Annotated in this window: 22 protein-coding genes and 1 riboswitch; of the genes, 12 read left to right on the top strand and 10 right to left on the bottom strand. The window is 73.3% G+C overall.

Features of this window, described 5'->3' with window-relative positions; genetic code table 11:
* Positions 1 to 4 precede the first annotated feature (4 nt).
* Positions 5 to 125, bottom strand: a riboswitch (cobalamin riboswitch).
* 300 nt (positions 126 to 425) lie between these two features.
* Together D7231_RS07030 and D7231_RS07025 are read right to left on the bottom strand one after the other, a co-directional pair.
* The gene (locus D7231_RS07030; protein ID WP_120754088.1) at positions 426 to 653 is read right to left on the bottom strand and encodes a hypothetical protein; all 228 of its coding nucleotides are present in this window, start codon (positions 651 to 653) and stop codon (positions 426 to 428) included.
* Between the two features lie 19 nt (positions 654 to 672).
* A complete protein-coding gene (locus tag D7231_RS07025) occupies positions 673 to 1917 on the bottom strand; it encodes an inorganic phosphate transporter (RefSeq protein ID WP_120754087.1) in 1245 nt (414 codons plus the stop codon).
* A gap of 125 nt (positions 1918 to 2042) precedes the next feature.
* Between D7231_RS07025 and D7231_RS07020 the strand changes: the two genes are divergently transcribed.
* The 3 genes from D7231_RS07020 (at position 2043) to D7231_RS07010 (ending at position 5429) form a co-directional block, all read left to right on the top strand.
* Positions 2043 to 2696, top strand: a complete 654-nt coding sequence (locus D7231_RS07020) for a class II aldolase/adducin family protein (RefSeq protein WP_120754086.1) — start codon at positions 2043 to 2045, stop codon at positions 2694 to 2696.
* Between the two features lie 81 nt (positions 2697 to 2777).
* On the top strand, positions 2778 to 3905 hold the full coding sequence (locus tag D7231_RS07015) for an alpha/beta hydrolase (protein ID WP_120754085.1): 1128 nt from the start codon (positions 2778 to 2780) through the stop codon (positions 3903 to 3905).
* Positions 3906 to 4016: 111 nt separating this feature from the next.
* Entirely contained in the window at positions 4017 to 5429 is a 1413-nt protein-coding gene (locus D7231_RS07010) for a hypothetical protein (RefSeq protein ID WP_199739321.1), read from the top strand.
* Between the two features lie 52 nt (positions 5430 to 5481).
* Here the strand turns inward: D7231_RS07010 and D7231_RS07005 are convergent, their stop codons facing one another.
* Together D7231_RS07005 and ypfJ are read right to left on the bottom strand one after the other, a co-directional pair.
* Entirely contained in the window at positions 5482 to 5883 is a 402-nt protein-coding gene (locus D7231_RS07005; protein WP_120754083.1) for a VOC family protein, read from the bottom strand.
* 44 nt (positions 5884 to 5927) lie between these two features.
* Positions 5928 to 6815, bottom strand: a complete 888-nt coding sequence (ypfJ, locus tag D7231_RS07000) for a KPN_02809 family neutral zinc metallopeptidase (protein ID WP_120754082.1) — start codon at positions 6813 to 6815, stop codon at positions 5928 to 5930.
* Positions 6816 to 6956: 141 nt separating this feature from the next.
* Here ypfJ and D7231_RS06995 point away from each other — a divergent pair, with 141 nt between their 5' ends.
* From D7231_RS06995 to D7231_RS06980, 4 genes are all read left to right on the top strand, one after another.
* Positions 6957 to 7619 carry a hypothetical protein gene (locus D7231_RS06995; RefSeq protein WP_120754081.1) on the top strand — a complete coding sequence of 221 codons (663 nt, stop codon included), beginning with the start codon at positions 6957 to 6959 and terminating at the stop codon, positions 7617 to 7619.
* Positions 7620 to 8009: 390 nt separating this feature from the next.
* Complete coding sequence (locus D7231_RS06990; RefSeq protein WP_120754080.1) at positions 8010 to 9608, top strand: ABC-F family ATP-binding cassette domain-containing protein; 1599 nt, start codon at positions 8010 to 8012, stop codon at positions 9606 to 9608.
* 471 nt (positions 9609 to 10079) lie between these two features.
* Positions 10080 to 10301, top strand: a complete 222-nt coding sequence (locus D7231_RS06985; RefSeq protein WP_030366669.1) for a helix-turn-helix domain-containing protein — start codon at positions 10080 to 10082, stop codon at positions 10299 to 10301.
* 117 nt (positions 10302 to 10418) lie between these two features.
* Positions 10419 to 11228, top strand: coding sequence for an enoyl-CoA hydratase/isomerase family protein (locus D7231_RS06980; protein ID WP_120754079.1), 810 nt, complete (start codon positions 10419 to 10421; stop codon positions 11226 to 11228).
* Positions 11229 to 11292: 64 nt separating this feature from the next.
* Here the strand turns inward: D7231_RS06980 and D7231_RS06975 are convergent, their stop codons facing one another.
* Together D7231_RS06975 and D7231_RS06970 are read right to left on the bottom strand one after the other, a co-directional pair.
* Positions 11293 to 12057 (bottom strand): hypothetical protein, encoded by a 765-nt coding sequence (locus D7231_RS06975; protein ID WP_120754078.1) that lies wholly within the window; start codon positions 12055 to 12057, stop codon positions 11293 to 11295.
* Positions 12058 to 12144: 87 nt separating this feature from the next.
* Complete coding sequence (locus D7231_RS06970; RefSeq protein WP_147449690.1) at positions 12145 to 12945, bottom strand: hypothetical protein; 801 nt, start codon at positions 12943 to 12945, stop codon at positions 12145 to 12147.
* 281 nt (positions 12946 to 13226) lie between these two features.
* On the opposite strand from D7231_RS06970, the gene D7231_RS06965 reads away from it, so the two are divergent.
* The 5 genes from D7231_RS06965 to amaP all read left to right on the top strand — a co-directional run bounded on the left by D7231_RS06965 (position 13227) and on the right by amaP (position 15575).
* The gene (locus D7231_RS06965; protein ID WP_120754076.1) at positions 13227 to 13655 is read left to right on the top strand and encodes an Asp23/Gls24 family envelope stress response protein; all 429 of its coding nucleotides are present in this window, start codon (positions 13227 to 13229) and stop codon (positions 13653 to 13655) included.
* Between the two features lie 97 nt (positions 13656 to 13752).
* Positions 13753 to 13944 carry a hypothetical protein gene (locus D7231_RS06960; RefSeq protein WP_120754075.1) on the top strand — a complete coding sequence of 64 codons (192 nt, stop codon included), beginning with the start codon at positions 13753 to 13755 and terminating at the stop codon, positions 13942 to 13944.
* Positions 13941 to 14333: an Asp23/Gls24 family envelope stress response protein gene (locus D7231_RS06955; protein WP_120754074.1), complete on the top strand. Its 393-nt coding sequence runs from the start codon at positions 13941 to 13943 to the stop codon at positions 14331 to 14333. The genes D7231_RS06960 and D7231_RS06955 overlap by 4 nt, the downstream gene beginning before the upstream one ends.
* Positions 14330 to 14965 carry a DUF6286 domain-containing protein gene (locus tag D7231_RS37400; protein WP_416385381.1) on the top strand — a complete coding sequence of 212 codons (636 nt, stop codon included), beginning with the start codon at positions 14330 to 14332 and terminating at the stop codon, positions 14963 to 14965. The genes D7231_RS06955 and D7231_RS37400 overlap by 4 nt, the downstream gene beginning before the upstream one ends.
* 13 nt (positions 14966 to 14978) lie before the next feature.
* Entirely contained in the window at positions 14979 to 15575 is a 597-nt protein-coding gene (gene amaP, locus D7231_RS06945; protein WP_120754073.1) for an alkaline shock response membrane anchor protein AmaP, read from the top strand.
* 195 nt (positions 15576 to 15770) lie between these two features.
* Here the strand turns inward: amaP and D7231_RS06940 are convergent, their stop codons facing one another.
* From D7231_RS06940 to D7231_RS06925, 4 genes are read right to left on the bottom strand one after another with little or no spacing between them, the layout of a single operon-like run.
* Positions 15771 to 16526, bottom strand: coding sequence for an SDR family oxidoreductase (locus D7231_RS06940; RefSeq protein WP_120754072.1), 756 nt, complete (start codon positions 16524 to 16526; stop codon positions 15771 to 15773).
* Positions 16527 to 16530: 4 nt separating this feature from the next.
* Complete coding sequence (locus D7231_RS06935; protein WP_120754071.1) at positions 16531 to 18318, bottom strand: glycoside hydrolase family 15 protein; 1788 nt, start codon at positions 18316 to 18318, stop codon at positions 16531 to 16533.
* 29 nt (positions 18319 to 18347) lie between these two features.
* On the bottom strand, positions 18348 to 19151 hold the full coding sequence (locus tag D7231_RS06930; RefSeq protein WP_120754070.1) for an SURF1 family cytochrome oxidase biogenesis protein: 804 nt from the start codon (positions 19149 to 19151) through the stop codon (positions 18348 to 18350).
* A gap of 60 nt (positions 19152 to 19211) precedes the next feature.
* Complete coding sequence (locus D7231_RS06925; RefSeq protein WP_120754069.1) at positions 19212 to 20219, bottom strand: DEDDh family exonuclease; 1008 nt, start codon at positions 20217 to 20219, stop codon at positions 19212 to 19214.
* Between the last annotated feature and the right edge of the window lie 16 nt (positions 20220 to 20235).

The raw sequence follows: 20235 nt of genomic DNA, 5'->3' as shown, positions 1-20235 counted from the left end.
CCAGAGTCTCCTGGCTCCCGGATCCGCGTCCGCCCCGGCCTTCCGGCTCGCCGCCGTGGCCATCGTGTGGGGAGACGCTCCCCGGTGACAGTGGCGGGACCGCGCCGGATTCGCACCGGCTTCCTCTGCTGTCGCCGTTTGGCTCCGGAAGTCCACCATGCGCCGCGGGCGCCGTCAACTCACGTCTGACCTGGGCCGAGCGGTTCCCGTGCCGGGCGCGGCCGGTGTCTTTTACCGCCGCCGCGGCGAGCGGCCACTGTGTGCGTGTCCGGCGGTGCCGGACTGGCCGTGGGTACGGCACCGCCGGGCTCCACCGCGGTGGTTGCTCGCCGCGGCGGGAGTTGGTTGCGCGGCAACGGGATGCAAATGCGCGAACGGCCGGGCCCCTTCGGGGACCCGGCCGTTCGAAACGCGGAGCGTGGCGCCTACGCCACGATCAAGTAGATGCCGTAACCCACGGCCGCCGCGCACAGTGCGAAGCACGCGTACGCCCCGGAGCGCGCGAGCGCCCCCGTACCCGCGGCCGCGTCCGCCGAGCCCCCCGTGCGGGGCGCCGTGCCCATGATGCCCAGGGTGAAGATGCCCACCAGGCCGACCGTCACCACGAGGCTGACGCCGAAGACCTGGCCGAGAGCTGCCCAGTCGATGTGCATGCTGTTTCTTCCTTATGCCTTAGCTCGCCGCGGCGGCGGCAGGAGCCCGCCCGGCCTCGGGGGAGGAGGAGGCCGCGGGGGCCAGGGGCCCGGCCGGCGGCGGGGCGACGGCCTGGAGGGCCGCGGTGACGACACCGGCCGGCTCGGCGTCGGCGACAGCGTCGCGCGAGTCCAGGTCGTCGTGGGTGACGGGCTTGCGGCGCGAGGCCAGCCAGATCGCGGCGGAGACGCCCAGGCCGAGGACGGCGACCGCGCCGACGCCCCAGTCGCCCTGGTCGGCGAGGAGGGCCGCGCCGCCGGCGACGAGGCCGGCCGCGGGCAGGGTCAGGCCCCAGGCCATGACCATGCGCCCGGCGGTCGACCAGCGCACGACGCCGCCCTTGCGGCCGAGCCCGGCGCCCATGATCGAGCCGGAGCAGACCTGGGTGGTGGAGAGCGCGAAGCCAATGTGCGAGGAGGCGAGGATCACGGTCGCGGCGCCGGTCTGGGCGGCGAAGCCCTGCGCGGGCTTGATGTCGGTGAGGCCCTTGCCGAGGGTCTGGATGATGCGCCAGCCGCCCAGGTACGTGCCGAGCGCGATGGCCAGGCCGGCCGAGACGATGACCCACATCGGCGGGTCGGAGTGCGGCGCGACGACGCCGCCGGCGACCAGCGCGAGGGTGATCACGCCCATCGTCTTCTGGGCGTCGTTGGTGCCGTGGGCGAGGGAGACCAGGGCGGCCGAGGCGATCTGCCCGGCGCGGTAGCCCTTGGCGGTGTCGCGCTCGTCGCGACCGCGGGCGAGCCGGTAGGTGAGCCGGGTCGCGCACCAGGCGGCGAGGCCGGCCACGATCGGCGCGGCGACGGCGGGGATGAGGACCTTCATGACGACCTTGTCGGCGTTGACCGCGTCGAAGCCGACGGAGACGATGGTCGCGCCGATGAGGCCGCCGAAGAGGGCGTGCGAGGAGCTGGAGGGGAGGCCGGCGAGCCAGGTCAGCAGGTTCCAGACGATCGCGCCGACCAGGCCCGCGAAGATGATCTCCGGTCTGATGCCCGCGCTCTCATCGATGATTCCCCCGGAGATCGTCTTGGCGACCTCCACGGAGAGGAACGCGCCGACGAGGTTCAGCACGGCCGACATCGCCACCGCCACCTTGGGCTTGAGGGCCCCGGTGGAGATGGTGGTGGCCATGGCGTTGGCCGTGTCGTGGAAGCCGTTCGTAAAGTCGAACACCAAGGCCGTGACGATCACGATCCCGATGAGAAGCGTGATGTGTTCCATTCACCCAGGCAATCAGCTCGATGGTCAGTACAGCCTGGACCGTAAAGACCTTGGGTGAACGGAAGGTGAACTGATCCCGGCACGGCAGTGACGCGAACCGGAGGCAGTGATCGGATGGAGGACGGATGAGGGAGACCGAGCAGATCCGCCGGACGTGGGCCGATGTCCTGGCCACGGCCCGCCGCACCACCGCCGACGGCCTCGTCGTGGGCACGTCGGGCAACGTCTCCGCCCGGACCGGCGACGTGATCGTCGTCACACCGAGCGGCGTCCCGTACGACCGGCTGACCGCGCGCGACGTGGTCGCCGTCGACCTGGAGGGCCGCCCGATCCTCGGCGACCTGGCCCCCACCAGCGAGCTCCCCCTGCACCTGGCGGTCTACCGCGCCACGGACGCCGCCGCGATCGTGCACACGCACGCCGTCCACGCCACGGCCGTCTCCACCCTCGTCGACGAGCTGCCGCTGATCCACTACATGTCCGGCGCCCTCGGCGGGCCGGTCCGCGTCGCCCCGTACGCCCTCTACGGCAGCGACGAGCTGGCCGCGCACGCCCTTCAGGCCCTCGACGACCGCACCGGTTGCCTCCTGCGCAACCACGGCATCCTGACCTACGGTGCCGGCCTCGACCAGGCCTACGACCGCACCGCGCAGCTGGAGTGGATGTGCCGCGTCTGGCTCACCGCCTCCTCCGCACCCGGCCGCGCACCGACGCTCCTCACTCCTGAGCAGGCGAACCGGGCCGCGGAGAAGCTCCGCGGCTACGGCGCCCAACGCTGACCGCAGCGTTCCGGCCAGGGGCGTACGGGCGCCGCCGTCGCCCACTGGCCGGGTTCGGCGCGGCCGCTCACACTGGACGTGATGGGCATACGAGCGACGGCGGCCGCGGCCGCCGCGACAGCGATCGGTGCCGGCGCAGCCGCCCTCGCGGCCGGCCGGTACGCCTCCGACGCCGCCCTCCGCGCCGCCCCCGGCGGCCCCCCGCCGGACCAGCCGCGGCTCGCCGTCCACTCCGTCGACGGCGACCGCATCACCCTCACCCGCCACCAGGCCTCCCTGCGCCCCGGCACCTACGGGCTGACCGGGCGAGGCCTGCACGCCGTCGTCGGCCCCGTCGTCCAGGGCGCGCCGCACTCCGCCGACGCCGTCGTCCGCCGCCTGGTGCGCGTCACACGCGGCGCCCCGGAGCCGGGCGACCGGGTGTGGCTCACCCCGCAGGTCCACGCCGGGAACCCCCGCGACACCCTCGGCCTGGACCACGCCGACGTCACCGTCCCCGGCGAGTTCGGACCGCTCCCCGCCTGGTTCGTGCCCGCCGCCCGCGACACCTGGGTGATCGCCGTGCACGGCCTCGGCGCCACCCGCGAGCACCCCATGGTCGTCATGCCGTTCCTGCACCGCCTGCGGCTGCCGGTCCTCGCCCTCGCCTACCGGGGCGACCCCGGGGCACCCCGCCCACCGGACGGAATCAGCCGTTTCGGGCTCGCCGAATGGCACGATCTCGCCGCTGCCGTCCGCTACGCCCTGGCCCACGGCGCCCGCCGGGTCGTCCTCCACGGCTGGTCCACCGGCGCCACCATGGCCCTGCTGGCCGTCACCGACCCGGAGCTGCGCCCGCACATCAGCGGCGTCGTCCTCGACTCCCCGGTCCTGGACTGGCCGGCCGCCCTGCACGCCCTGGCCGCCGGCCGCGGCGTGCCCGCCCCGCTCCTGCCGCTCGCCGTGCACGCCGCCCGCGGCCGGACCGGAATGGCCCTTGACGGGCTCGACCGGCTCCGCGACCCGGCCCGGCTGACCGTCCCCGCCCTCCTCGCCCACGGCCCCGACGACACCGTCGCCCCGTGGCACACCTCACGCGAACTCGCGGCCGGCCGCCCCGATCTGATTGTCCTGCACACCGTCCGCCGGGCCCCGCACGCCGCGATGTGGAACGCCGCCCCGGAGCGTTACGAAGAGGCGCTGCGGAGGTTCCTCATCCCCTTCATGTGACGGCTCCACAGCCTCCAAGCTGCCCTGATCCAGCGGCAGGAAGTGAATGGTGGACAGCTGGACAATTGATTCCGATTGGGTTTTCGGAGCAGCAGCGGCAAGACTGCTCCTGTGACGTCCCGTACTCCGCGCGACTCCCGGCTCAGACTTGTCCCCCGACAGCCGATCGCCGCTGCCCGCCGGGCCGTGGCCAACCGAGGCACCCGCCCGGCGCCCCGCCCGCCGGCCGGCACCCCCGCCCCGGCGGAACTGGCCCGGCAGGCCAGAGACTGCCTCACCGGCGCGGTCCGCGTGGCCCGCTGGGCGGCCGACGAGCGAGGCCGCGGCGCCACCCTGCGCCCCGGTACGACCGGCGGGCTCTCCGCGGAGACGGCCGGGCGGGCCGCCGCGGCCCTGGGCCTGACGCCCCACCGGGCGCGCGCCGACTGGGACCGCGCCCGCCTCGCCGGGCTCGTCGAGCTGCACGGCGGCACCGCCCGCCCCGGCTGGCGGATGCAGGCCTGGGACCGCGACGACGGCGCCGTCCTGCGCGGCTGGGTCGCCCTCTTCGACGCCTGGTCCCTGGCCCACCCCGCACCCGCGGGCGCGGACGCCACGGTCGCCGCCGAGGTCGTCGAGGCCGCGCCCCAGCTGCTGTCCGTCATGCACCTGTCGGCCGGGTCCGTGCCCGTCGCCATGCTCCTCGACCTGCTCCAGCAGCGCGTCGCCGAGATCCGTGCCGAGCGCTGCGAGGTCCCCTACGGCGGCCGGCCCGTCCCCGCGGCCCGGTCCGTCTCGACCGACGACGACCCGCTGGAGGAGCTCCTCGGCTGGGCCCTCGAAGGGCTCGCCTCCGTCGGCGCCCTGGTCATGCGCGGCGGCCCCGGGCCGCAGGCCGAGGCCGTGCTGACCCCGCTGGGCAACTGGGCGGTGTGGGTCAAGCTGGAGCAGATCTGCGTCGCCGCGCAGAGCCCCGCGGGCAACATCGAGCTGTCCGCCGAGGCCATGCTGCGCGGCTGCGCCAACCTGACCCCCGGCCCGGCCCGCGCCGAGTACCGCGCGTGGCTCGCCGCCCGCCCCGCCGGCAGCGCCCTGTGCGAGCTGCTGGACGCGGCCCGCGGCGACGACGCCCTCGTCCGGGGCCTGGCCTTCGAGGCGCTGCGGGCGGTCGGCGCGGCCGCGGAGCCCGCCGTCCGGGCCGTCGTCGAGGAGCCGTGCCTGCGGCCGTACGCCCTGCTGTGGCTCGCCGAGCACGAGGGGCGGGATCCGGAGCAGGCGGCCGAGGTCCTCACCCGCGAGGAGGCCACCTGGCTGTGGGTCGACACGGCCGCGGCCGTCGCCGACCACGGCGAGAGCCGGCTGCTCGTGCGGCACCTCGACTCGGCGGTGCAGGGCACGGTGCCGGGGCTGCTGGAGGAGGTGCGGGCGGTGGGGCATCCGCGCACGGTGCAGGTGCTGGTCGCCCTGGCGGCGGCCCATCCGGACCCGGCCTTGGCCAAGGCCGTCCGGAAGGCGGCCTTCCAGGTCCACACGGGCGGAGCCTAGGAATCCGGAGCCCGGCCGGCCCCGCGGGCCGCGCCGGGCTCCCACGCCGCGCTCAGCCCGCCGGGACGTACGTCCCGAAGCTCCACACGTTCCCCTCCAGGTCCCGCGCCATGTAGTCCCGCGAGCCGTAGTCCTGGTCCGTCGGCGGCATCAGGATCTCCACGCCGCCCTTCTCGGCCCGCCGGAAGTGCGCGTCGGTGTCCTCGACCACGACGTAGACGCCCACCGGCCCGCTCTCCCGCATGGCCTCGGCGAACACCCCCACCCGCCCCTTCGAACCGATCATCACCCTGCCGTTGCCGTAGGCGAGTTCGGCGTGCAGGACCGTGCCGTCCTCGCTCTCGTACAGGGCGGCCTGCGTGAAGCCGAACGACTTGGTGAGCTGCTTGATCGCCGCCTTCGCGTCGCGGTAGAGCAGCGTGGGGTACATGCTCGGCGTGTGCGTGCCTGTCATCAGATGTCACTCCTTAGCGGTGGCTCGCCGGCGGGGCTCGCCGCTCACCGGAAGGTGTCGCAGCGGGCCATGTCCCCGGTGCTGTAGCCCGTGTTGAACCACTGCTGCCGCTGCGCGGCCGAGCCGTGCGTCCAGCTCTCCGGCGTCACCCGGCCCTGGAACTTCTCCTGGATGCGGTCGTCCCCGACGGCCGCGGCCGCGGACAGGCCGTCGTCGATGTCCGCCTTGGTCAGCTTGCTGATCAGCGGCCGCCCGGTGGACTTCTCGGGCGTGGTCGTCGCGTGCCGGGCCCAGACCCCCGCGTAGCAGTCGGCCTGGAGCTCGACCTTGACGGAGTTGCTCTCGGCGCCCGTGCGCCGGTCCTGGGCGCGGCCCAGCGTGCCCATCAGGTTCTGGATGTGGTGCCCGTACTCGTGCGCGACGACGTACGCCTCCGCGAACGGGCCGCCGCTCGCCCCGAACTTCGTCCGCAGCTCGTTGAAGAACCCCAGGTCGAGGTAGACCTTGCGGTCGCCCGGGCAGTAGAACGGCCCGACGGCCGAGGACGCGGTCCCGCAGGCCGTACGGACCTGGCCGGTGAAGAAGACGGTCGATGCGGGGGTGTACGTGCCCGAGCGGCGGGCGAACTCCTGGCTCCAGAACGACTGCGCGCTGTTGACCACGGCGACGATCCGGCAGTCCTCGCGGGTGTTGGCGTCACGGCCCGTCCGGCAGTGCTGGTTGACCTGCGCGTCGCTGCTCGCCGTGCCGCCGGGGGCCGGCTCCGAGGTCAGGCCGAGCTCCTGCGGGCCGATGCCGAAGAACAGCCCCAGGACCAGGGCGATCAGGCCCACGATGCCGCCGCCGATCGTCACCCCGCCGCCCGGGATCCGGCCGCCGCGCTGGTCCTGGACCTGGGAGGTGTCCAGTCCCGCGTCGTCGTCGAACTGCATGCGCCCACCGCCTTCCCACCCCTGAGTATCGGTGAATCGCCCTGTATGTCGCTATTGCTCGGGTGTCCGGTCCGGCGTGTCGGCGGGGCCGGCCGGCGGCGCCCGGATATCCAGGACAAACGGTACGGAAGGAGCGCCCCCATGGCGACGGCGGACACGGTGCACGACGGGCGCCGCACTCCCTTCCGGGCCCCCCTCGCGCTCCTCCTCGCGGTACTGCTTCTGGCCCCGCCGCTGGCCGCCGTCGCCGTCCGCGGGCGGCACGCCCCGTTCGGCGACCGGCTCACCGTGCACGCCGCCGCGCACGCCGCACGGCCCGCGGATGCGCCCCGGGTGCGCGTCGTGCGGGGCGGACTGGAGGCGTACGACCCCGGCACGGGCGCCCGCCGCTGGACGTACGCCCGCGAAGGCCACCGCCCGCTCCAGACCGCCCGCCCCGCCCGCGGCGGGGCCGTCGCCCTCTGGGACGACGGCCTCGTCACCGGCACCGCCCTGCGCGGCGGCGCCCTCACCGTCTGGCACCGCGGCGTCCCCGGCGCCGGCGGGCGGGCCGCGCGCGGCGCCCTCCACCTGCTCGGCACGCCGCCGGGCGCGGTGGCCGTCGTCACACCACGGCTGGTCACCGCCTACGGGCCCGCCGACGGCGACCTCCGCTGGCACCGCGAGGCGGGCCCCGGCTGCGCCTTCGACCCGGCCCGCACGGCCCACCGTGCGGGCCTCCTCCTCATCGCCCGCCACTGCGCCCCCGGAACACCCTGGACGACCGGAATCGCCGCCCTCTCAGCGACGTCGCCTGCGGCGTAGCGGGAGCGCTCCCCGCCGCGATGGCGATCAGCCCCCACCGGCGCCTCCGGCGGTGCCGGTCCGGCCGCTCGTGCCAGGTGTTTCGGCACCGCCGGACGGCGCCGTCGTGGTTGCTCGCCGTTGCGGCGGATTCCTGGGCGCGGCCGCCCATGCCCCGGCCCGGGCGGCCACCGGCCCGTGCGGCACCGCCGGACCGCGACGTTGTGGCTTCCGGTGGTGCCGGTCCGGGCCCGGTGGAGCTCAAACGTGGTTGCGGATCACCGTTAGACTGATGGGTATGGCATTCCTCCTCGTGCATTAGACGGCGCCGGCCGCCCGCCCCGCAGGGGCCCCGCGCGGCCGAGATGACTCCCGTCCCCACCGCCGTCCACCCCGCCCTGGAGTAATCCCGTGATCACCGCTTCCGGCATCGAGCTGCGCGCCGGCGCCCGCATCCTCATCGAGAACGCGTCCTTCCGCATCGCCAAGGGCGACCGCATCGGCCTCGTCGGCCGCAACGGCGCCGGCAAGACCACCCTCACCAAGTGCCTCGCCGGCGAGGGCATGCCCGCGGGCGGCACGATCTCCCGCTCCGGCGAGGTCGGCTACCTCCCGCAGGACCCCCGCACCGGCGACCTCGACGTGCTCGCCCGCGACCGCATCCTCTCCGCCCGCGGCCTGGACGAGGTCCTCCGCAAGATGCGCGAGAACGAGGACCGGATGGCCAACGGCAAGGGCGCCACCCGCGAGAAGGCGATGAAGAAGTACGAGCGCCTGGAGACGGAGTTCCTGACCAAGGGCGGCTACGCCGCCGAGTCGGAGGCCGCCACCATCGCCGCCGCGCTGAGCCTGCCCGACCGGGTGCTCGGCCAGCCCCTGCACACCCTCTCCGGCGGTCAGCGCCGCCGCGTCGAGCTCGCCCGGATCCTCTTCTCCGACGCCGACACCCTGCTCCTCGACGAGCCCACCAACCACCTCGACGCCGACTCGATCGTCTGGCTGCGCGACTACCTCAAGACGTACCGCGGCGGCTTCATCGTGATCTCCCACGACGTCGACCTCGTCGAGACCGTCGTCAACAAGGTCTTCTACCTGGACGCGAACCGCTCGCAGATCGACGTCTACAACATGGGCTGGAAGCTCTACCAGCAGCAGCGCGAGGCCGACGAGAAGCGCCGCAAGCGCGAGCGGCAGAACGCCGAGAAGAAGGCCGCGGCCCTCAACTCGCAGGCCGACAAGATGCGCGCCAAGGCCACCAAGACCGTCGCCGCGCAGAACATGGCCAAGCGTGCCGAGCGCCTGCTGTCCGGCCTCGAAGCGGTCCGGGTCTCCGACAAGGTCGCCAAGCTCCGCTTCCCCGAGCCCGCGCCGTGCGGCAAGACCCCGCTGATGGCGGAGGGCCTCTCGAAGTCCTACGGCTCGCTGGAGATCTTCACCGACGTCGACCTGGCCATCGACAAGGGCTCCCGCGTCGTCATCCTCGGCCTCAACGGCGCCGGCAAGACCACGCTCCTGCGCCTGCTCGCGGGCGCCGAGAAGCCCGACACCGGACAGGTCATCGAGGGCCACGGCCTGAAGATGGGCTACTACGCCCAGGAGCACGAGACGCTCGACCCCGAGCGCACCGTCCTGGAGAACATGCGTTCCTCCGCGCCCGACCTGGATCTCGTCGAGGTCCGCAAGACGCTCGGTTCGTTCCTCTTCTCCGGCGACGACGTCGACAAGCCGGCCGGCGTGCTCTCCGGTGGCGAGAAGACCCGGCTCGCGCTGGCGACCCTGGTCGTCTCGTCCGCCAACGTGCTGCTCCTCGACGAGCCCACCAACAACCTCGACCCCGCCAGCCGCGAGGAGATCCTCGGCGCCCTGCGCACCTACAAGGGCGCGGTCATCCTCGTCACCCACGACGAGGGCGCGGTCGAGGCCCTCGAGCCCGAGCGCATCATCCTGCTGCCGGACGGCGTCGAGGACCTCTGGGGCCCGGACTACGCGGATCTGGTCACGCTCGCCTGATCCGGGGCCGTGACGGCCGTCGCCCTTCCGCGGCTTCTCACGGCCTCCCGCGGCCCTTCCCCGCGGCCGCCCGCCCGAGCCCTGCCCTGGGCCCGGGCGCTCCGTAGCGTTCCGTGACCGGCGTGATCGGTGCCGTCCCGATCATTCGGCCGACGGGTGATCCATCATCTGAGTGAGTGCGGCTCGTACCCCGCTGCCACCCGCCGCCCCGGCGCACGCCCCGTGCCATGCGCCGGGGCGTTCGCACCGCCGGCCGGGAGTGCCCCGTCTGACCTGCCTCTTCGCCGCGCCACCCGTACGGTCGTACGAGCTCGATCGTTCGGAATTACCTGCTCCGAGGCCTGCGAGCGCCGGAAATCCGGGCCTTCGGCGGCCCCGGACTTCTCATGGACCTTGTCGAATGGGTGGCCAGGAGGCCGTATAGGGGTGATCATGAGAGTCAAGAGGCGCATCTCCCATGAGGAGGCACGGGTGGCCGAGACTCTGAAGAAGGGCAGCCGGGTGACCGGCGCCGCGCGCGAGAAGCTCGCGGCAGACCTGAAGAAGAAGTACGACTCCGGTGCGAGCATCAGGGCGCTGGCCGAAGAGACCGGCCGCTCCTACGGCTTCGTTCATCGGATGCTCAGTGAATCCGGCGTGATCCTCCGGGGTCGCGGCGGAGCGACGCGCGGCAAGAAGGCCGCCTCGGCCTGACGCCCGCGCACCCAGGGCACCGACAGTGTGGGCAGTGCCACCCGGTCGGTCGAGCAGTCGGCCGGGTGGTTACTGTGCAGTCACCTACTGTGCAGTAGCCCGATCGGAGGCCCTTCGATGACCGCCCCCAGCGACAAGACTCTGCTCGACACCCTGCTCGACCGTGACGGCGTACGGCTCACCGTGGATGACGCGGTGGCCACCGTCACCCTCACCAACCCCGCCAAGCGCAACGCCCAGTCGCCCGCGCTCTGGCGGGTCCTGACCGAAGCCGGCCGGCTGCTCCCGGGCAGCGTCCGGATCGTCGTGCTGCGCGGCGAGGGCAAGTCCTTCTCCGCCGGGCTCGACCGGCAGGCCTTCACCCCCGAGGGCTTCGAGGGCGAGCCCTCGTTCCTTGATCTGGCCCGCGGGAGCGACGAGGCGCTCGACGCCGAGATCTCCGCGTACCAGTCCGCGTTCACCTGGTGGCGGCGCAACGACATCGTCTCCATCGCCGCGGTCCAGGGCCATGCGATAGGCGCCGGCTTCCAGCTCGCGCTCGCCTGCGACCTGCGCGTCTGCGCGGAGGACGCACAGTTCGCCATGCGCGAGCCCAGCCTGGGCCTGGTGCCCGACCTCGGCGGCACGCAGCCGCTGGTCTCCCTCGTCGGCTACGCCCGCGCGCTGGAGATCTGCGCCACCGGGCGCTTCGTACGGGCCGCGGAGGCCGAGCGCACCGGGCTCGCCAACCTGGTGGTGCCGGCCGGCGAGCTCGACGGCGCGGTCCACGACCTCGCTGCGGCGATCCTCGCCGCCCCGCGCGACGCCGTGGTCGAGACCAAGGCGCTGCTGCGGGGCGCGGCCGGGCGGACGTACGACGAGCAGCGGGCGGCGGAGCGATCCGCGCAGGGGCGGCGGCTGCGGGATCTTGCCGGGGTGGGGGAGTAGTACCGGGGGCACTCCGTTACGCCGGAGCGGCTCTCTTCGCGCCGGCTCCCGGGTTCGCGTCCGGTCAGCCCCGGACGCGGACCCCGTAGCGGGTCCGCAGCACGTGCAGCTCCCAGTACGACACCGCCGTCACGGAGAGCGGCCCGCCGAGGAACGCGGCGATCTGCACGGCCACCGGCCCGTTCGGCAGGCCGTCGCCGAGCTGGGCCACGTTCAGCACCCACACGAGGACGGCCGTGAGCACGGCCGGCAGGGCGGCGTGCACGTCGGCCGTGTTGAAGGCGTAGCGGGCGGCGGCGCCCGAGGCGAAGAAGAGGAAGAGCGCCGCCCAGACCAGCAGCGGGATGCCGGCGAGCAGGACGGTCAGGGCGATCACGGCCTGGAGCGCGAAGATCCCCGCCAGCGCCTTGTTCAGCACCAGCAGGAGCAGCATCGCGGCGGCCGCGCCGAGCGGTATGCCCAGGTACCAGCCGATGGCCCGGAGCGGGTAGCGCAGCCGGGCGCGCAGCACGGGGCGGTGCTGCGGCGGTGCGTACCAGATGAAACCGGCGATCACGAGCGGGCCGACGAGGATCAGCACGAGCGGTGCGAGGAAGAGCTTCGTGAAGCCGTCCTCGAAGACGGCGCTCCAGCCGCCGTCGACGCCGTAGACGGATATCAGCAGGAACGTCGTGAGCGCGCCGACGGCGGCCCGCGCCTTCTGGACGCGGCCTATGACGGGGTCGATGACCCGGCCCGGGCTGGGGGCGGCGAAGATGCCGTGGGCGTGGCGGCGGGCGTGGCGTGCGAGGCTCACCCCGTTGATCTTCAGCAGACGTCTCAGCGACATGAAGTGTGCTCCCCCTGTGGTGCGTTACTTGCGTTACCGCGCTTGCGTTGCTGCGCGTCAAGATTTTCGCGGAAGCTTATCCGGGGCTTATGCGGCGCGTGCGCCGCGGACGCGGATCCCGTGGCGCACGCGCAGGACGTACAGCTCCCAGGCGGAGAGGGCGGTGACGGAGAGCGGCCCGCCGAGGAACGCGGCGATCTTCACGTACAGGGGGCCGTTGGGCAGGCCGTCACCCAGCGAGACGAGGTTGAGCGTCCAGACGACGAGCGTGGTGAAGACGGCGGGCAGCATGGGGTGCACGATGCCGGTGTTGAAGGCGGTGCGGGCGACGACGCCGGAGGCCAGGAAGAGGAAGACGGCCAGCCAGACCAGGCCGACGAGCAGCCAGAAGGAGAGGAAGAGGGAGAGCAGCGGGCCGACGATCAGCCCGAACTCCCACTCGGATATGTAGTTGAAGATCAGCCACCACGTCCCGGCGGTCACGCTCAGGATGCCCAGGGGTATGCCCAGGTAGGCGCCCACGGTCAGCAGCGGGAACTTCAGCTGCCCGCGCAGCCACGGGCGGTCCTCCTTCGGCGCGTAGAGGATGAAGCCGGTGATGACGAGGGGCCCGGCGACGATGAGCACCAGGGGTGCCATGAACAGCTTGGTCAGCCCGTCTTCGAGGACGGAGCTCCAGCCGCCGTCCACGCCGTACGTCCAGATGAGGGCGAACGTCGCCACCGTGCCGAAGAAGGCCCGGAATCCCTGGAGGGAGCGGAGGCCCGGTGTGTTGAACTCCGCGAGGGCCTCGCGGCCGAAGCCGAGTGCCTGGGCCACTGTTCCGGCCGACGTGAGGACTGCTGCCAGGCAGCCGTCCCCCGACGTACTCGCCCCGGCCTCCGCCATGCCGTGCCCCTCTCCGGGACATGCCGTCGCCGCCCCCGCCGTTCTTGATCGAATAGGCGGGATTCTATCGCTGTGGGCATGACAGGCCGGGCCGTGCGTCCCCGCGGCCTGCCGCGATGCCCGCGCGCACGCCCGGGCGCGTTTCCGGCCGCGGCTCACTCCGGTGGCGGTCCGCTCCCGTCGTTTCCCCCGGATCCCCCGAGCGGTCCGGGGAAAGCGCACCTAAGGTGGCAAAGGGAGCCCGTGGCCCATGGCCCGTAGCCGAGAGGGGCGAATGGACGATGAGCGAGCACGTGAGCAGCAAGGAGAGCGTTCCCACCGCCCCGGCGGACCGCGGCCGCACCACGATCGCCGACGGGGTCGTCGAGAAGATCGCCGGGCTCGCGGCCCGCGACGTCGTCGGCGTCCACGCGATGGGCAGCGGACTCTCCCGGACGTTCGGGGCGGTCCGGGACCGCGTCCCGGGCGGCAGCCGGTCCGTCGCGCGCGGCGTGAAGGCCGAGGTCGGCGAGGTCCAGACCGCGCTCGACCTGGAGATCGTCGTGGATTACGGGGTGGCGATCGCCGACGTCGCCCGGTCCGTGCGGGAGAACGTCATCGCGGCGGTGGAGCGGATGACCGGCCTGGAGGTCGTCGAGGTCAACATCGCCGTCACGGACGTGAAGCTGCCGGACGAGGAAGAGGACGAGCCGGAGCCGAGGATTCAGTAGCCGGGTTCGCGTAGCCGGTTCTGAGCAGTCGGGTTTTGAGCAGCCGGGTTTTCAGCGGCCGGGGTTCGCGTAGCCGGTCTGAGTGGAGGAGCTCGCGATGAGCATGGCCGTCGTCGGCATGATCGCCGGCATGGCGCTCGGATTCGCCGGGTACTTCGGCGGGTTCGGGGCGTTTCTGCTCGTAGCCGCCCTGGGGGCGCTCGGGTTCGTGGTGGGCCGCTTCGCCGACGGGGACCTGGATCCGGGGGAGTTCTTCCGGACGCGGGACCGGGACGGGCGGCGGCGGTGACGCTTCCGGCCGGAGAGCGCGGGGCGACCCGGATCGCGGACCGCGTGGTGGCGAAGATCGCTGCGCAGGCGGCGCGGGAGGCGCTCCGCGGGGCCGGGTCCGGGGTCCGGGGTGCGGCGGTGCGGGGTGCCTCCGCCTCCGCTTCGGGTGAGGACGAGGTCGGGCCGCCCTACGCCGACGTCACCGTGCACGACGACATCGTCCGGGTGCGCGTCGCCGTTGAGCTCGGCTACCCCTCGGACATCGGGGCGCAGTGCGGGGCGGTGCGGCGGCGGATCGCCGAACGGGTGAAGGCCCTGGCCGGGATGGACGTGCCGGAAGTGGCCGTCACCGTGGAGCGGCTGCATTCCGTGCACACGGGGGCGGCGGGGCGGGAGCGGGTGCGGTGAGCGGGGTCGAGAGCGGGGCCGGGAGCGGAGAGGGTGGAGGCCGGGGCCCGGTTGAGGGCCCGGTCGAGGGCCGGGGTGCGGTTCCGGGGTTCCGCCGGTTCTGGGCCGTGCGGCGGGTGCCCGCCTTTCTGGTGGCTGCCGTCGTTCTGGGGGCGGCCGGGATGCTGCTGTACGACGTAGCTGCTGTTCGTGCTCACCGGCCCGCCATGGAGTGGCGGCGACGGCTCGCCCATGAGCTCGCCACTCGGCCGCTTGACGACGGGTGGGTTGTGGGGGGTGCTGTTGTTGCTGTGGTGGTGGGCGTTTGGCTGGTTGCTCTTGCTGTTACTCCCGGGATGCGGTCCGTGCTGCCCATGCGGCCCGACCGCACCGACCTCCGCGCCGGGATCGACCGGCGGGCCGCGGCGCTCGTCCTGCGGGACCGGGCCATGGAGGTGTCCGGGGTGCAGTCCGTACGGGTCAAGGTCGGGCGGCGCCGCGTGACCGTACGCGCGCAGTCCCACTTCCGGGACCTCGACGACGTACGGGCCGATGTGGAAGACGTGATCCGGGAAGGCGTGCGGAAGCTGGGGCTAGCGCACGAACCGGGGGTGTCGGTACGGGTCGGGCGGCCGGCGCCGGCGAAGCGGTGAGGGGCGGTGTGCGGTGCTGAGGGGTGTTAACCGGGTGCTGGTGGGCGCGGCCGGGGTCGTGCTCGCGGGGGTGGGGGTGGCTGTTCTCGCCGGTGCGTTCGATCTTCAGCGGCGCTGGGGCTTCACCCTGCCGTCCGGCTGGCCCTTCGACGGGCCGCGGGACGTGCTCTTGAGCCGGGCCGCGCGGACGAAGTGGCGGGGAGCCGGCTGGTGGTGGCCCGCGGTCATCGCCGGGCTGGGTGCCGTGGTGCTGCTGGCGCTGTGGTGGCTGCTGGCGCAGGTGCGGCGGCGCCGGCTACGGGAGCTCGTCGTGGACTGCGGGGACGGCGAGGAGGCGGTGCTGCGGGGGAGAGCGCTGGAGGAGGCGGTGTGCGCGGAGGCGGAAGCGCTTGAGGGGGTGGAGCGGGCGTTCGTCGCGCTGGAGGGGCGGCGGGGGGCGCCGGAGGCGCGGGTGGGGCTGACGCTGGCGCCGCACGCGTCGCCGGCGGTGGCGCTGTCGCGGCTGGACGGTGAGGCGCTGGAGCATGCGCGGGTGTCGGCGGGGGTGGGGCGGTTGGCGGTGTCGGTACGGGTGCGGGCTGTTCGGCATCGGGCTGAGCGGGTTGGGTGAGGGTGGGTGCGGGGTGCGGGGTGCCGGTGCGTGCGGGGCCGGGGCCTCCGGGGCAGGGGTCCGGGACCGTATATTTACGGGCCCCCCGCACCGTCGCGTTGCCCCTCGTCGGGCCCGCAAATACACGTCAGCGTCCCGGACCCCTGCCCCTGCGGCCCCGGCCCCTCCCGTCTCGTCGTCTTCTGACCACCGGCCTCAGAAGCCGTGGCGCGCGCCGCCGTCCACCGGCAGCATGACGCCGGTCAGATACGAGGCCGCGGGGGAGAGGAGGAACGCTGCCGCCTTGCCGAATTCGGTCGGGGTGCCGTAGCGGCCCAGGGGGATTTGTGTCGTGTGGTGCGCTTTCGTTTTTTGCGGGTCGTCCGAGAGGGCGTCCAGTTCTTTGACCCTGTCCGTGTCGATGCGGTTCGGCAGGAGGCCTATGACGCGGATGCCGCGTGGGCCCAGTTCCGTGGCGAGGGACTTCGCGAAGCCCGCCAGGCCCGGGCGCAGGGCGTTGGAGATGGTCAGGCCCGGGATCGGTTCGTGCACCGATGCCGAGAGGACGAAGCCGATCACGCCGCCCTCGGAGAGTTCGCCCGCGGCGGTGCGGGCCGTGCGGACGGCGCCCAGGAAGATCGTGTCGATGGCTCTCCGCCACTGGTCGTCGGTGACCGCCGCCGCGGTTCCCGCGGGCGGGCCGCCCACGCTGATGAGGATGCCGTCGAAACCACCGAAGTGATTGCGGGCCGCGGCGATCAGGCGGTCCGGGGTGGCGGGGTCGGCGTTGTCGGCCGCCACGCCGAGGGCGTTGGGGCCCAGGGCCGTTGCGGCGGAGCGGGCGGATTCCTCCGTGCGGCCGGTGATCACTACTTTTGCGCCGTCAGTGATCAGTTCTCGGGCCGTGGCGTTGCCCAGGCCTCTCGTTGCTCCGGTGAGGACGTACGTGCGGTCCTTCAGTCCTAGATCCATGCGGTCAGTCTTGCGGAGAGAAGAGGGTCAGGGCCGCGTTGACCAGGCCGATGTGGCTGAACGCCTGGGGGTAGTTGCCCAGGTGGCGCAGGGCGTCCGGGTCGTACTCCTCGGCCAGGAGGCCGACGTCGTTGCGGAGGGAGAGGAGCCGCTCGAAGAGGTGGCGGGCCTCCTCGGTGCGGCCCGTCCGGTGCAGGGCCTCGGCCAGCCAGAAGGAGCAGGCCAGGAAGGCGCCTTCGTTGCCGGGGATGCCGTCCATGGGCTTGAGGTCGGTGGTGTAGCGGCGCAGGAGCCCGCCGTGGGACAGCTCGTGGCGGACCGCGTCGACGGTGCCGGTGACGCGGGGGTCGTCGGGCGGGAGGAAGCCGACGCGGGGGATGAGGAGCGTGGCGGCGTCGAGCTCGCGGGAGCCGTAGGACTGGGTGAAGGTGCCGCGCTCGGCGTCGTAGCCCCGTTCGCAGACCTCGCGGTGGACCTCGTCGCGCATGGTGCGCCAGCCGTCGAGGTCGCCGGGCAGGCCGGGGTCGGCCTCCAGGGTGCGGACGGCGCGGTCGGCGGCGACCCAGGCCATGACCTTGGAGTGGACGAAGTGACGGCGGGGGCTGCGGACCTCCCAGATGCCTTCGTCGGGCTCGCGCCAGTGGTCCTTGATGTAGTCCATGAGGGAGCGCTGGAGCTTCCACTCGTGGGGCTTGGCGGGCAGGCCCCAGCGGCGGCAGAGGTGGAGGGAGTCCATGACCTCGCCGTAGACGTCGAGCGGGAGCTGTTTGACGGCGCCGTTGCCGGTGCGGACGGGGGCGGAGCGCTCGTAGCCGGCGAGCCAGGGAAGCTCGGCCTCGGTCAGCCGGCGCTCGCCGGCGAGGCCGTACATGACCTGGAGGTCGGCGGGGTCGCCGGCGGCGGCGCGCAGGAGCCAGGCGCGCCAGGCGGCGGCCTCGTCGCCGTAGCCGGCGGAGAGGAGGGCACCGAGGGTGAGGGTGGAGTCGCGCAGCCAGCAGTAGCGGTAGTCCCAGTTGCGGACGCCGCCGAGCTCTTCGGGGAGGGAGGTGGTGCAGGCGGCGGCGATGCCGCCGGTGGGGGCGTAGGTGAGGGCCTTGAGGGTGATGAGGGAGCGGACGACGGCTTCGCGGTGGGGGCCGTCGTAGGTGCAGCGGCCCGCCCACTCGCGCCAGTCCGCGAGGCTTTGGCGCAGGGCCTCGTGGGGGTCGACGAGGGCGGGGCGGGGGTGGTGGGAGGGGTGCCAGGTGAGGACGAAGGCGACCTTGTCACCGGCGGAGACGCTGAACTCGGAGCGGGTGCTGAAGTCGTGGCCGTAGGTCTTGACGGGGGGCTCGCTGCGCAGCCAGGCGGAGTCGGGGCCGGCGACGGCGACGCGGTGGCCGTCGGTGCGCCGTATCCACGGGACGACGCTGCCGTAGTCGAAGCGCAGGCGGAGGACGCTGAGCATGCCGACGGTCCCGGAGACGCCTTCGACGATGCGGACGACGTCGGGGGCGCGGTCGCGCTGGGGCATGAAGTCGGTGACTTTGACGGTGCCGTCGGCCGTCTCCCAGACGGTTTCGAGGACGAGGGAGTCCGGGAGGTAGGAGCGGCGGGTGCAGGGGGTGCCGGGGTCGGTGCCGGCGGGGGCCAGGCGCCAGTGGCCGTTGTCCTCGTCGCCGAGGAGGGCGGTGAAGCAGGCGGCCGAGTCGAAGCGGGGCAGGCAGAGCCAGTCGACCGAGCCGTCGCGGCCGATCAGGGCGGCGGTCTGGAGATCGCCGATGAGCGCGTAGTCCTCGATGCGTGCTGCCACGCGGAGCGTCTTCCCGCGCGGTGGGAGGGCTACTCGGGGGTGGCCGCTGTCCGGGCTACGTCCGGTTGCGCGGCGGGGGCGGCGGGGGCGGTTCCGGCGGCGCGGTCGCGGCGCTCGCGGCGGACGAGGATGACCCAGCCGACGGGCACGAAGGCGGCGAAGAGCCACCACTGGACGGCGTAGGCCATGTGGGGGCCGATGCTGTCGTGGTCGGGGGCCGCCACCGGCTCGGGTCCTTTGGTGCCGGGGTCGGGGTCGGTGAGCTCGATGTAGCCGCCGAGGACGGGGCGGTGCAGGGACTGCGCCTGGCGCTCGCTGTTGATGCGCATGACCTGACGGGGCGGCAGGCCGCGGGTGTCCTTGATGCCGCTGGAGTCGGTCTCGTCGGCGCGCAGCCGGCCCGTGACGGTGACCTTGCCGGAGGGCGGGGCGGGGACCTCGGGGAACTTCGTCAGGTCGCCGGTGGAGGGGATCCAGCCGCGGTTGACGAGGACGGCCCGCCCGTCGGCCAGGAGGAGGGGGGTGAGGACCATGTAGCCGGACTTGCCGTCGGCGTCGGTCCGCAGCCGGACGACGACCTCGTCCTTGGTGTCGAAGGTGCCGCTCGCGCTGACCCGGCGCCAGACGTCGTCGGAGACGTCCTTGCCGGGCGCGGACAGCTCGGTCACCGGCACGGGGTCGGCGGCGAGGCTGCGGGCGACGAAGCCGTTGCGCGCGACCCGGTGCTCGTGGCGGTGGAACTGCCAGAAGCCCAGTTTGATCATCACCGGGATGAGGACGAGCCCCACGAGGGTGAGGATCACCCACTGCCGGGACAACAGGAAGCGGTACACGTATTTGACGGTACCTGGCCCGGTTCGCCCCGGGTGCAGTGGGTGGCGCTGCCGGCGGCCTCAGCCCTTGGGCGCGGGCGTGACGTGCGAGAGCAGCTGGACGAAGGCCGCCTCGTCGATCACCGGCGTGCCGAAGGAGCGAGCCTTGGTGGTCTTGGTCGTGGGGGAGTCGGGGTCGTTGGTGACCAGCACGCTGGTGAGGCGGGACAGGCTGGTCGCGACGTGCAGCCCCGCCTCGACGGCGCGGTCCTCCAGCAGCTCGCGGTCGATGGAGGTGTCGCCCGAGAACGCCACCCGCATGCCCTGAATGAGCTGTTCACCCTCTTTGTACCGCCCGGGGTTGGGGTACGGGCAGGCCGGGCGCTTACGGCTCGGCCGCCAGGAGGAGGGTGAGCCGTTCCCGTAGCCGTACGAGCGCTGTTGTCCGATATGTCCGCTTTGGCGGGGTGTTGCCGGTCCGTCGGACCACTCGGTCAGCGGCTGGCACGCGAGCAGCGGCAGCCGCAGACCGGCCTCCGCCGCGAGGTGCAGGCTCGGCCGGAAGGCCTCGGCCAGCACGCGGGCGTCGTCGAGCGCGTGGTGGGCGCGCTCCTGCACGACGCCGTAGTGGGCGGCGAGCGACTCCAGCTTGTGGTTGGGCAGCGGAAGCCCGAGCTCCTTGGAGAGCGCGATGGTGCACAGCCGCTGGCGGACGGGCGCGGTCGCCCGGGCGCGGGCGTACTCGCGGGCGATCATCGACCAGTCGAAGGCGGCGTTGTGCGCGACGAGGACGCGGCCTTCGAGGCGCTTGGCGAACTCGTCCGCGATCTCGGGGAAGAGCGGGGCGGAGGAGAGCACGGCGGTCGTCAGGCCGTGGATCCACACGGGCCCGGGGTCGCGCTCGGGGTTGACCAGCGTGTACCAGTGGTCTTCGACCTGCCCTCTGGCGTCCAGCCGGTAGACCGCCGCGGACACTATCCGGTCGTCCCGGGCGAGCCCGGTGGTCTCCACGTCGACGACCGCGTACCCCTCGGGGTACGCGGCCGGCCACGGAGTCGGAGCGGCGGCTGCGGTCTGGTCTTCGAGCATGGTCAGAAAGAATACG

The organism is Streptomyces klenkii, from assembly GCF_003626645.1.
GTDB classification, from domain to species: domain Bacteria; phylum Actinomycetota; class Actinomycetes; order Streptomycetales; family Streptomycetaceae; genus Streptomyces; species Streptomyces klenkii.
Note: the sequence above shows the minus strand (reverse complement) of the source record. Positions and strands in the feature narration are given on the sequence as shown.